This window comes from Proteus sp. G2618 (assembly GCF_009915995.1).
Classification (GTDB): domain Bacteria; phylum Pseudomonadota; class Gammaproteobacteria; order Enterobacterales; family Enterobacteriaceae; genus Proteus; species Proteus terrae.
The window spans coordinates 160,852-173,227 of record NZ_JAABNI010000023.1 but is presented as its reverse complement, the minus strand read 5'-3'; the positions used below and the strand labels follow the sequence as shown (position 1 = coordinate 173,227).

At 38.8% G+C, this 12,376-nt stretch carries 12 protein-coding genes and 1 other RNA gene; 8 read left to right on the top strand and 5 right to left on the bottom strand.

Annotated elements, in window-relative coordinates:
• Positions 1–16: 16 nt before the first annotated feature.
• On the bottom strand, positions 17–433 hold the full coding sequence (locus GWJ01_RS12975) for a DoxX family protein (RefSeq protein ID WP_109393172.1): 417 nt from the start codon (positions 431–433) through the stop codon (positions 17–19).
• A gap of 269 nt (positions 434–702) precedes the next feature.
• Between GWJ01_RS12975 and GWJ01_RS12970 the strand changes: the two genes are divergently transcribed.
• The gene (locus GWJ01_RS12970) at positions 703–2,721 is read left to right on the top strand and encodes an oxidoreductase (RefSeq protein WP_109393171.1); all 2,019 of its coding nucleotides are present in this window, start codon (positions 703–705) and stop codon (positions 2,719–2,721) included.
• 110 nt (positions 2,722–2,831) lie between these two features.
• Here the strand turns inward: GWJ01_RS12970 and sstT are convergent, their stop codons facing one another.
• Positions 2,832–4,085, bottom strand: a complete 1,254-nt coding sequence (gene sstT, locus GWJ01_RS12965; protein ID WP_109393170.1) for a serine/threonine transporter SstT — start codon at positions 4,083–4,085, stop codon at positions 2,832–2,834.
• Between the two features lie 735 nt (positions 4,086–4,820).
• Here sstT and GWJ01_RS12960 point away from each other — a divergent pair.
• The 5 genes from GWJ01_RS12960 (at position 4,821) to GWJ01_RS12940 (ending at position 7,328) form a co-directional block, all read left to right on the top strand.
• Positions 4,821–5,480 (top strand): DedA family protein, encoded by a 660-nt coding sequence (locus GWJ01_RS12960; protein WP_109393169.1) that lies wholly within the window; start codon positions 4,821–4,823, stop codon positions 5,478–5,480.
• A 262-nt stretch (positions 5,481–5,742) separates the two neighbouring features.
• Positions 5,743–6,048 (top strand): DUF883 family protein, encoded by a 306-nt coding sequence (locus GWJ01_RS12955; RefSeq protein WP_161711175.1) that lies wholly within the window; start codon positions 5,743–5,745, stop codon positions 6,046–6,048.
• Between the two features lie 6 nt (positions 6,049–6,054).
• Positions 6,055–6,465 (top strand): phage holin family protein, encoded by a 411-nt coding sequence (locus GWJ01_RS12950; protein ID WP_109393167.1) that lies wholly within the window; start codon positions 6,055–6,057, stop codon positions 6,463–6,465.
• Positions 6,446–6,751 (top strand): YqjK-like family protein, encoded by a 306-nt coding sequence (locus tag GWJ01_RS12945; protein ID WP_227003101.1) that lies wholly within the window; start codon positions 6,446–6,448, stop codon positions 6,749–6,751. The genes GWJ01_RS12950 and GWJ01_RS12945 overlap by 20 nt, the downstream gene beginning before the upstream one ends.
• A 184-nt stretch (positions 6,752–6,935) precedes the next feature.
• Positions 6,936–7,328 (top strand): DoxX family protein, encoded by a 393-nt coding sequence (locus GWJ01_RS12940; RefSeq protein ID WP_075671385.1) that lies wholly within the window; start codon positions 6,936–6,938, stop codon positions 7,326–7,328.
• An 88-nt stretch (positions 7,329–7,416) separates the two neighbouring features.
• On the opposite strand, the gene GWJ01_RS12935 is transcribed toward GWJ01_RS12940, so the two are convergent.
• Complete coding sequence (locus GWJ01_RS12935; RefSeq protein WP_036933024.1) at positions 7,417–8,319, bottom strand: LysR family transcriptional regulator; 903 nt, start codon at positions 8,317–8,319, stop codon at positions 7,417–7,419.
• Positions 8,320–8,432: 113 nt separating this feature from the next.
• On the opposite strand from GWJ01_RS12935, the gene GWJ01_RS12930 reads away from it, so the two are divergent.
• Positions 8,433–9,137, top strand: coding sequence for a pirin family protein (locus tag GWJ01_RS12930; RefSeq protein ID WP_109393166.1), 705 nt, complete (start codon positions 8,433–8,435; stop codon positions 9,135–9,137).
• A gap of 67 nt (positions 9,138–9,204) precedes the next feature.
• Here the strand turns inward: GWJ01_RS12930 and rnpB are convergent.
• Both rnpB and rsmI read right to left on the bottom strand, forming a co-directional pair.
• Positions 9,205–9,580, bottom strand: an RNA gene (rnpB, locus tag GWJ01_RS12925) — RNase P RNA component class A.
• 60 nt (positions 9,581–9,640) lie between these two features.
• Positions 9,641–10,519 (bottom strand): 16S rRNA (cytidine(1402)-2'-O)-methyltransferase, encoded by an 879-nt coding sequence (gene rsmI, locus GWJ01_RS12920; protein WP_075671389.1) that lies wholly within the window; start codon positions 10,517–10,519, stop codon positions 9,641–9,643.
• A gap of 61 nt (positions 10,520–10,580) precedes the next feature.
• Here rsmI and GWJ01_RS12915 point away from each other — a divergent pair, with 61 nt between their 5' ends.
• A complete protein-coding gene (locus GWJ01_RS12915; protein ID WP_109393165.1) occupies positions 10,581–12,335 on the top strand; it encodes a penicillin-binding protein activator in 1,755 nt (584 codons plus the stop codon).
• Positions 12,336–12,376: the final 41 nt, after the last annotated feature.

Sequence of the window (12,376 nt, the reverse complement as noted above, 5' to 3'; positions counted from 1 at the left end):
TTGACTATTAAATTTATTAATCTTTTTTAACTGCAAAACGGCCACTACCTAAAAACATCACCGCTATCGCAGCAAATAGGTAAAAGCCAGCACTTTCTGGTGCCCATCCCCCTGTTTTAGGGTTTAATGCAAATAAATCACCAGAATGAACCATCAAGACAGCAACAAACATTGTACCTGCTAAAATAAGTGCTGATGCACGAGTAAATAGACCGATAATCAGTAAGATAGGTGCAACCACCTCCCCAATCACGGTACCATAAGCAATAAAGGCGGGTAGATTAAAATTAGCTAACATCCCCTGAATACCAGCTAATCCACCCGGTTCCATTTTATGAAGCCCATGTAATAACATTAAAACACCAAGAGAAACACGTAATACAAGTTTACCCAAGTCAGAACAGTCAACAAGTTGATTAAATTTATTAATCATAACGTCTCCAAATTGAAAATAGTGATGTGTATTTTTAATACGTATTAATAGGTACACTACATTATATGATGAAATATTATGAATGAGTGTGATTTTTATTATCACTATTTGTTCTCATTAAGTAATCACTTAGATTATTATTGCTTTATAACGTGCTATTCACCTTTTCCATGATTAAGATCACAACTTATTAACATAATGAACTCTTAATCACTCACTTCTCGTTATGCTATAGATATCTCATCTGACCAGTCTAAAAAGGGTATCTGATGGCACATTATCCTCATCTATTTTCGCCTCTTGATTTAGGGTTTACCGTACTTAAAAACCGTATTCTTATGGGCTCTATGCATACTGGGCTTGAAGAAAATCCAAATGATGCTACAAAGCTTGCACAGTTTTATGCCCAACGTGCGGCCGCAGGTGTTGCATTAATAGTAACTGGAGGGATCTCTCCCAATAAACAAGGTGTCTTATTGCCTCATGCTGCGACATTAATGTCTGAAAACCAACTAACAACTCATCAACTTGTTACGGATGCAGTTCATCAACAAGGTGGTAAAATTGCTTTACAGATCTTGCATACAGGTCGTTATAGTTACCAGCCAAACTTAGTTGCCCCTTCAGCAATTCAATCTCCAATAACCCCTTTTATGCCAACAGAAATGAGTCATGAACAAATCGAACAAACTATCGATGACTATATTCACTGTGCTCAATTAGCCCAAAAAGCGGGCTATGATGGCGTTGAGATAATGGGATCTGAAGGCTATTTAATTAATCAGTTTTTAGTCAGCCACACAAATCAGCGAAACGATCAATGGGGTGGAAATATTGAAAATCGTTGTCGTTTCGCTTTACGTATTCTTGAAGGCATAAAAAAAGCCGTCGGTGAGCAGTTTATTATTATTTACCGTCTTTCTATGTTGGATTTAATTAAAGATGGCTCGGATGCTTCTGAGGTGCTTTATCTTGCCAAAGCCGTAGAGAAAGCGGGCGCAACAATGATCAATACAGGGATCGGTTGGCATGAAGCGCGAATTCCGACCATTGCCACTATGGTGCCAAGAGGCCAATTTGCGAATGTGACGCGAGAACTAATGGGAAAGGTCAATATCCCACTAATTACATCAAATCGCATTAACACACCACAAACTGCAGAAGCTATTTTGGCAGAAGGCTGCGCCGATATGGTTTCAATGGCTCGCCCTTTTCTTGCTGATCCTGAATTCGTGCTTAAAGCGCAACAAGGACGTGAAGATGAAATCAATACTTGCATTGCTTGTAATCAGGCATGCCTTGATGAAATATTTTCAGGCCAAACCGCCTCTTGTTTAGTTAACCCTTTTGCGTGTCGAGAAACCGAGCTTCTTATTATACCAACCCAACGACCTAAAAAGTTAGCGGTTGTTGGTGCGGGTCCCGCAGGATTATCTTTTGCGGTAACAGCCGCGAAACGCGGTCATCATGTCACTCTTTTTGAAAAAGAAGATGTTATTGGTGGACAATTGAATATTGCTAGCCAAATTCCTGGAAAAGAAGAGTTTAAGGAAACCTTACGCTACTTTAAACGACAACTACAACTCACTGGTGTGATTGTTAAAAATAATATCGAAGCTACTCCTCATCATCTTGAAAATTTTGATGAGATTATTTTAGCCAGTGGTGTTACTCCGCACCTTCCCGATATTGAAGGCCAAGATAATAAGATTGTTAAAACTTACCTTGATGTTTTAAAACACCATCAATCGGTGGGCAAAGATGTAGTGATCATTGGTAGCGGGGGTATTGGCTTTGATACTGGCCTTTATCTTACACAAAAAGGCCAATGCAGTAGCCTAAGCCCCTGTGCTTTTAATAAAGAATGGGGCATTGATCCAACACTTTCATCTCGTGGCGGTATAAAACCAGAAAATCAATTAAAAGATGATAATAAACAGATTGTTATGACCCAACGTAAAGCTGGAAAGATAGGATTGAATTTAGGTAAAACAACAGGTTGGATACATCGGCTAACATTAGAGAAAAAAGGCGTTAAATTCTTAACACATTGCCATTATCAAAAAATTACGCCAGAAGGCCTTGTTATTGAACAAGATGGCAAACAACAACTTCTTATGGCTGATAATATTATATTGTGTACAGGACAACGTACTTATCACCCATTACTGATACCGTTAGAAACAAAAAACAAAATCGTTCACCTTATTGGTGGTGCAAAGGATACCAGTAAATTAGATGCAAAACGTGCGATTAGACAAGGAACAGAATTAGCTCTTAATATTTAATGGATTATCAATATATTAGCAAAAAAGAAACCCCACATAAGAATGTGGGGTTCTATTTTTTTATTAATTATTATTTTTACTGCACTTCCTGTCTTACTACTTTTAACTACTTACCCATTATTTTTTTCAGTTAACGGGTTTTCTGTAATACGATTATCTTCTGCAATACAGACTGTTGCAGTAAAAAGAACATCCGTTGCTGAATTTAATGCAGTTTCTGCTGAATCTTGCAACACACCAATCATGACCCCAACAGCAACAACTTGCATTGCAATATCATTACTAATACCAAACATGCCACAAGCTAATGGAATTAATAGTAATGATCCTCCAGCAACTCCTGATGCACCACAGGCACAAATTGCAGCAACTAGGCTTAATAACAGCGCAGTTGGGATATCAACAGGCATCCCCAGAGTGTTTACAGCCGCGAGTGTCAAAATAGTAATAGTGATTGCAGCTCCCCCCATATTGATGGTTGCGCCTAATGGGATGGAAACAGAATAAGTGTCTTCATTTAAATTCATACGACGACACATAGCCATATTCACAGGAATATTTGCAGCTGAACTACGTGTAAAGAAGGCGGTTACACCACTTTCACGTAAACAGGCAAAGACTAATGGATATGGGTTACTGCGAATTTTCCAAAATACAATTATTGGATTCACAACTAAAGCTACAAACAACATACAGCCAATTAGCACAACAAGAACATGCAAGTAGCCAGATAAAGCTTCAAAACCTGTTGTTGCTATCGTCGATGACACGAGGCCGAAAATGCCGATAGGCGCTAAACGAATAACAACACGTACCAAGTTTGTCACTGCATCCGCTAAATCTTGTGTTAAGGCTTTAGTGGTATCACTTGCATGACGTAATGCTAATCCCAGCCCGATAGACCACGCTAGAATACCCATATAGTTACCATTGAGAAGCGCATCAACAGGGTTTGCAACCACATTAATTAATACGCCTTTAAGCACTTCAGCGATATTTTCAGGTGGTGACAGTTGTGATTCGTTAACAACCAGCGTTAAAACAGATGGGAACATAAAGCTCGCAACAACTGCGGTTAATGCAGCAAAGAACGTTGCTAGCAGATATAAAATTAATACCGGGCGAATATTCGATTTTTGCCCTTGACGGTGATTAGCAATCGAAGCCATAACCAGTACCCATACTAAGATAGGTGCTACAGCTTTCAGTGCACTAATAAACAGGGTACCTAATAGACTCATCATCTTGGCAGCTTCTGGCGCTAACCAAGCAAGTAAGATCCCTGCGACTAAACCAACGAGTATTTGTTTGACGAGGCTTCCCTTAAAAAACAGGCTGAAGACTCTGGATTGTTGTTTATCCATAGCTATTCCATTACTTAAAATAATATTTAAAAAAGGCATTATTGAGTGTTTGCAATGCCAGTATAAGGAATTGAATCGCGCTGAAAAGCTGATTATGCAAAATATACAGCATTAACCGTTTTTGTTAACAATAAAATAACATAACTGTGATCATAATAGGATTTTGTTCTTTTTAGTGTACCAATACAAAATGAAAGAAATTATTATTATCAGTAAGTTATACTTAGTTATCTTACTTGTTTTTTATTTTATTTCTCTTCTTTTTGTTTTTTTTAATCAACTGATAGCCTTTTTTATTAACATTATAACTAACAATTATCTGCTCTGAACCGCCTTGTTTTGAATGAAAAACAAACAAAAAAAGATGAACAATATAAACAAGATAACGTTTTATTTTCTCTCAATTAATATTAAAAATTTATCTTTTATGATCTCTATAAAATAGAGAATGCCTTTTGATAATATTCATTTTCTTAAGGTTTAATTTAAAAAACTCTCTATTCTGAACTCAAAAAAAGATTAGATGTCTATTTTTCACAATCCAATATCCATGCGTAAGTGGTGTCGTCATCCAGTTGAAAAATTTTCTGTCTAGTTTTTCCTGATTTTGTTAGAGTGTTGCTGTTTTAAACAATGAAAAATAGACCCTATGAAGTAGAAAACGGGTAAATAGATTACAACACCTATTGATTTTATATTTACCCCCAAATGACTCAGTTTTAGGAAGCCTTTTATATGGAAATCGTAAGAGAGCTATTCTTGGCGCTATGGCATCAAGATTACGAAACCTTAGCTAATCCTTCATTAATATGGATTATCTACATTTTATTATTCACCATACTATTCCTAGAAAACGGAGTATTGCCCGCAGCTTTCTTACCAGGAGATAGCTTATTAATTTTAGTGGGCGTGTTAATTGCTAAAGATACAATGGATTTTCCATTGACCTTACTTATTTTGACTGCAGGAGCAAGCCTAGGTTGTTGGTTGGGCTATCTTCAAGGGCGATGGCTTGGAAATACGAAATTAGTACGCAGTTGGCTATCACATCTACCAGAACATTATCACCAGCGCGCACATGGGCTTTTTCATCGTCATGGCTTAGCTGCATTACTTATTGGTCGCTTTTTAGCGTTCGTTAGAACATTGTTGCCAACAATTGCCGGCCTTGCTGGATTGAATAATACTCGCTTTCAGATTTTCAATTGGTTAAGTGGACTTTTATGGGTCGGTATACTGACCACATTGGGTTATATATTAGGTAATAGCCCACTATTTCGTCAGTACGAACACCATTTAATGAATATCCTTATGCTATTACCTGTTTGCCTATTAGTTATAGGATTAATTGGTAGCATCTGGGTTGTTATTAAAAAGAAAAAAGCGAAAGCGTAAGATCTATCAAATAATATAAAGATATTCCGACTGCCATAAAAAGCAGTAAGAAAAATGACAAAGGCCTGTTTCATTCAATTGAACAGGCCTTTATTTTATTTCGCTATACACTCGCCTTAACACCCTCTCATTCTTTTAACTGCGGATATCTATTAAGATTTATCTCTTTTTTTTACCAATAAGTCATTATTTAATTTCATTAAGCGGTAAAATTAGTCTATTGTTATAAGTATCATGTCTATCTCTATTAAAGGAGTTAATTATGTCTCATCAACGTTCAAATGAAGATCTGCGTAGTGAATTGAAATCTCTTGCTGATACTCTAGAAGAAGTGCTGAACTCCTCTGCAGATAAATCCAAAGAAGAAATCCAAAACCTGCGTGCAAAAGCAGAATCGGCGATAAAAGGCTCTCGTGCAAAACTTAGCGATACAGGTCGAGAAATTGTCGATAACACCAAAGAAATCGCCGGAAAAGCAGATAACTATGTTCGTGAAAATCCATGGACAGGTGTCGGTATTGGTGCGGCTGTTGGTGTTGTTCTTGGTGTTCTCCTAGCAAAACGTTAATTTGTAATGAGTGATACTCAAAGACCACAGGGCCCCGCATCCGGGGTTCTGAATTCTCTCAGTAAAATTGGTGCCATCGTGATAGGCATGGTTGAAACTCGCCTACGGCTAATCGCCATTGAACTGGAAGAAGAAAAAACTACCCTGATCCAGCTTATTTTAATGTCTGGCGTCACACTGTTACTCACCGCTTTTGGCCTAATGAGCCTGCTTATACTGATTTTTTGGGTTATTCCACCTGAATATCGAATTTATGCTTTAGCTATCACAACCGCTACTTTACTTTTCTGTGCACTTATTGGTGCCATCATGACATTAAGAAAAGCGCGAAATTCCACCTTGTTAGGCGACACTCGCCAACAATTGGAATTAGATAAACGTCTTTTGGAGCAATATCATGATGAACAGACAAAATAAGCAAGCAATCCTCGCAAGACGTAAAAAGCTGTTGTTGAATAAAATTCAGCAACAGCGCTCTGATTTAGGGCAAAGCACGCAAACTTGGCTTGATGTGACAGAGCCTTATGATAAAGCGTGGCGAATTTTAGTCTCTTTAAAACCTGCATTTTTAGTAAGCGCTAGTTTTATTTCTCTTTACAGTATTAAACACCCTAAAAAAATCATACGATTAGGACAACGCGCTATCGGTGCAATTGGCTTAATTCGGGCAATACAGAAGTCCTTCAAAAAAACCTCAGATTGAACATCAATTTTTTTGTCTAAGAATGTTAATTCTTCTTAATATCCTCTTTTCCAATTTCCTATTATTGTATGCCTCACAACGTAGCCGTGGTTATTAATTCTAAAAATAGAAAATTAACCAACGAAAATACAAATATAAACAGATATACATTGCAGATAATAGAGTTTAATTAGGAATAAACATTATGAAAAAATTTGAAGACATTGCGTTATTAATTGCCCGTATTTTAATGCCGATTTTATTTATCAGCGCAGGCTATGGAAAAATTGGTGGCTACGAAGGCACACAACAATATATGCAAGCAATGGGTGTTCCCGGTTTCTTATTACCACTGACGATTTTATTAGAATTAGGTGGTGGATTAGCAATCTTATTTGGTTTCTTAACTCGCACCACAGCAATCTTTACCGCAGTCTTTACTCTCTTAACTGCATTACTGTTCCACAGTAATTTTGCTGAAGGCATGAACCAATTAATGTTTATGAAAAACATGACAATTGCAGGTGGATATTTATTACTGGTTGTAACAGGCCCGGGTAAATGGAGCTTAGATCGTATTTTCAATAAAAACTGGTAATAACGAGTTTAGAAACAAAAAAGATCCTCTAGGGGATCTTTTTTGTTTGCTTAAAATAAAACTTACTCATTATTTATATTTGTTTTACTTATTTTTTATCGCTCGCAAAGAGTTTAGGTATTTCACGTAAACACCACGATTTAGCTTCGCCCATGCTATCTCTGCGCCATGCCATAATAATATTATTTTCATGGTGATATTCAGGGCCAACAACACGTAAACGCCCTTCTTTAATATCATCTTCAATTAAATCAATCGGCATTGTCGCCACACCTAAACCTGCAATTAACGCTCGGCGTTTATCTTCAATAGAGCTGACCGTTAAACGGCGCTGTTTATCTAACAACAATACTGTCAATACAGGGCGTTCCCTTGCGGTATCTGCAATCGCAATACCCCGATATTTTAAGCGAGTTTCTTCTGCTAATGGCTCAGGCTCGTTATGAATTGGGTGATCTGGGCTGGCAACATAAACGCTAGTGGTATTGTATAAAGGGCGAAAGTTGATTTCAGATGAAGTACGAAAATGCATATCGGGTGAAATCACAATGTCACATTTACCGCTTTCTAAGCTTTCCCATGCACCCGCTAATACTTCTGTTACTAACGAAAGTTGCGTATTGGATTTTTCTGCTAATTTATCAACTAAAGGAAAGAGTCGAGAAGCTGGTGTAAGCGCTTCACAAACAATAGTGATATGTGGCTCCCAACCTCTTGCTAAGGCTTCTGCATCTGACGTTAATTTATCAGCCGCCTCAAGTAATATGCGTCCTCTATCAAGTAGCATTCGGCCAACATTGGTAAATTTAGTTCTATGGCCAGAACGGTCAAAAAGGACAACATCTAAATCTTCTTCTAATTTTTGCATGGTATAACTGAGTGCCGATGGGACTCGATTTAGTTCATCAGCCGCAGCTGCAAAACTCCCTCTACGATCAATGGCATCCATGACTCGTAAAGATTCCAACGTAATTGCTTTGTCTTTACTCATTATACTTATCTCTATCAAATAATTTGATTATAGGCACCAGATTAACTTGCTAACAATAGACAGTCCATACCTCTATGATAAATATATTGATAATCTACTCGAAAAATACCGCTATGATAAAATACAGAACAGCACAACAGTGTGGTAAAGCGGATTATGGTTGGCTACAAGCTCGCTACACATTTTCCTTTGGCCACTACTTTGACCCTCATTTTTTAGACTATGGCACGCTAAGAGTACTCAACCAAGAAGTGCTCGCTCCAAATTCTGAATTTAAAGCAAAGACCTATCCTCATGTGGACGTGGTTAATCTTATTCTTCAAGGGGAAGCAACATACCTTGATAATATGGGGCGTACATTGACGGCAAAAGAAAATGAGTGCTTACTTATTTCACCGCATAATACTGATACGTATATAGAGAAAAACAGTAGTCCTGATACGCCATTAACTCGCATTCAATTGTGGTTAAATGCGTGTCCACAACAAGAAAGTGTAGCTTCACAAAAATTGGTATTAGATGAAAATTTAAAATATCAATTATTAGCCTCACCTACCGGTGATGATGGCTCGTTAATGTTAAGGCAAACTATCTGGCTTTATCATATTCATTTGCAAGCAGGCGATGAAATTACACTGCCAATAAAAGGACAGAAAGGCTTTTTGCAATCCATAAAAGGCGGCACCTATTTGCAAACATCAACACAAGAAAATGGGCAAATCCAGTGTGGTGATGGGGCTTTTATTCAAGATAGCCATAGTATTACATTGAAAAGCTCGGCTGAGTTTCGTGGTTTATTTATTGATATTATCTCGTGATAATCAATCTCGATGAGCTTAAAAACAGAAAACCCTCGAAACACAATGTGAATCGAGGGTTTTTTATGAGGTGAGTTGACCGTTAAGCCGGGTTCTGTCGTGGACAACCATTCATCTAGGCCAGAACTTGCGCGCTGGCTCCAGCAACCTACCCGGGTTCAATGCGGGCCGCACCATAAGAACCCCTATTTGGTCTTGCTCCGGGTGGAGTTTACCATGCCACAAACTGTTACCAGTTGCGCGGTGCGCTCTTACCGCACCCTTTCACCCTTACCTGATCCTGTAAACAGGCCATCGGCGGTTTACTCTCTGCTGCACTTGTCGTAGGCTCGCGCCTCCCAGACGTTATCTGGCACCCTGCCCTGTGGAGCCCGGACTTTCCTCCCCTCTATCCGCCTCCCCCGAAGGGACAACGATAAAGCAGCGGTTGTCTAGTCAACTCAGGGTGCGGATTATAGGGATTTTGGTAGAAAATGTATAGCAAAAGAAGCTAAAAAATCACTTTACTCGTCTTGAGCTTCACCATTTTGCTCAATGACATGCTTATAGAGTGCATTTTTCTTCACGCCATAAATTTCTGCAGTGACTGCGGCTGCTTTTTTCAGTGGTAACTCTTTTTGTAAAATCGCCAATGTCCGTAATACTTCAGGAGAAAAATCGTCATCAACGGGTTTTTCATAACCCTCAACAATTAATACCATTTCACCTTTACGGCGGTTTTCGTCTTCAAGAACCCATTTAAGTAATTCGCCAACAGGCATGCCTTGAATAGTTTCCCACGTTTTTGTGAGCTCTCTCGCTAATACTACGTAGCGATCTTCACCCCAAACTGTCACCATATCAGCTAAACTATCTAACAGCCGATGTGTTGATTCATAAAAAATCAATGTACGAGGCTCTTCTGATAATGACCGTAAACAGTCTTGACGACTTTTTGTTTTTGCAGGCAAAAAGCCTTCATAACAGAAACGATCTGAAGGTAGCCCTGCCGCAGACAGTGCCGTAATAGCAGCACAAGCGCCGGGTAATGGCACGACATTTATGCCATTCTTACGACATTGATTGACTAAATGATAGCCAGGATCGTTAATTAATGGTGTACCTGCATCAGAGACTAATGCGATACTTAGCCCCTGCTGTAATTTGCTAATTAATTGATCTGCTTTTTGCTGTTCATTATGATCATGTAACGCATACAAACGTGCGTTAATGGCAAAGTGCTGTAATAGAAGCCCTGTATGACGGGTATCTTCTGCAGCAATTAAATCGACATGAGACAGCACATCAAGTGCCCGCTGGGTGATATCGCCCAGATTACCAATAGGTGTGGGTACTATGTACAGTGTGGATGTCGTTACCGCTGCTCGATTAGGTTGATTCATTGTTTATTCCGAATGACCGATTTAAAATTGAGCATAATTATAAAACATCACTGGGTACAGTATGCTTTCCTCAATTTTTGTGCGTTTTAAAACAGGTTTATCCTATACTGCGATACTTTCTGCGCTGATTATGTCAGGTTGTACCCTGACGGGGCAACAAGAACAACCTCTCACTCCCGCTGCAAAAGCAGAAATGGAGATGAAACAATTTCAAAAAGTGATTGATGACGCTCAAGGGCTGGCATCTTTAGATGTTATTAGGGCCTATATTGGGTTAGAAACATTAATTACTGATCCTCAACTGCATCAGAAAAATATTGATGATACATGGCTCACGCTAACCAAACTCACACCAGAGCAACGCCGTAGTGTTGTTATCAAAGCAGATGAAAATACACTGCAAGGTTGGTTAGACTTACTGAATACCTATGAATACAACAAAGATGATGCTGATAAGTTATCAATAGCGGTCAGAGAGTGGCAGACTCGTTATCCTCGCAACCCAGCCGCATTAACACTTCCAGCATCATTATTGCGTCTTTCACAACCTTCAGTGAGTGCAAGTAGCCAAATCGCATTATTGTTACCTTTAACAGGGCAAGCGAAAGTTTTTGGTGAAGCTATTCGTCAAGGCTTCCTTGATGCGCAAAGTGGTTTACCACAACCTCAAGCAATGCCAGAGCCACAAGCACCTAAAAATGACGATAGCCTTAATTCAATTTTAGAAGAATTAGGTATCAAAAATACTGAAACACCAACAACAGATACCGCCAAAGAAACAACTGAAAATACGCAAGCGACTCAAGATCAAGAAAAAGAGAGCTCGACATTTTCTGGTGATACAACATTACGCTTAGATCCTGTTGCACAAAACTCTCGCCAAGTGATTGTTTATGATACCAATAGTCAATCTATCGATGTTTTACTGAAAAAAGTACAGCAAGACGGTGCTAACTTAATTGTCGGCCCTCTGCTAAAACCTGAAGTCATGAAGACTATTGAGCTTCAAAGTGGCTTACCTGTATTGGCATTAAATGAATTAGACAGTGTTCCTTCAGCAACAACCGTTTGTTTCTTCTCTCTTTCACCAGAAGATGAAACCCGTAATGCGGCACAACATTTACGTCAGCAGCAAAAATCAACCCCATTAATTATTGTTCCTGATAATAAATTTGGCCAAAGAATGGCACAAACATTTGCTGATGAATGGCAACGCACCGGCGGCGGTACCGTTTTACAACAAACTTTTAGCTCTGTTGAAAGCTTAAAAGCCTCTATCAACCGTGGTGTGGGTATTCGCATGACGGGTACGCCTGTTCTACCAACGGCTAATGCACCTTTACCATTAGAGACTCAATCCATTCCATCAGCAGGTGGTGCCATTGATTCTGTTTATATCATTGCGACTAGCGATGAATTAACCTTAATTAAACCAATGATTGATATGGCGATCAGTACCAAAAAGCGTCCACCAATTTATGTTAGTTCGCGTAGTAACCAAGGTGGAACAGGCCCTGATTTCCGTATGGAGATGGATGGTATTCAATTTAGTGATATTCCATTGATGACTGGTGCTAATTTGCCGTTAATGCAAAAAGCATCAAGCAAATTTGCGAACGATTACTCATTAATGCGTCTTTATGCCATGGGAATTGATGCATGGTCATTAGCAAACAATTACAATGATCTGACAAAAGGCACATTGCGTTTTAATGGTATTTCAGGCTCATTACGTGTTGAAGACAACTGTACTGTTTATAGACAACTTCCTTGGATGCAATTTAAACAAGGTAAGATTGAACCTGTTGCACAATAATGCACGCAGTTAATTATCATTAAAATAAACCGCCATAATGG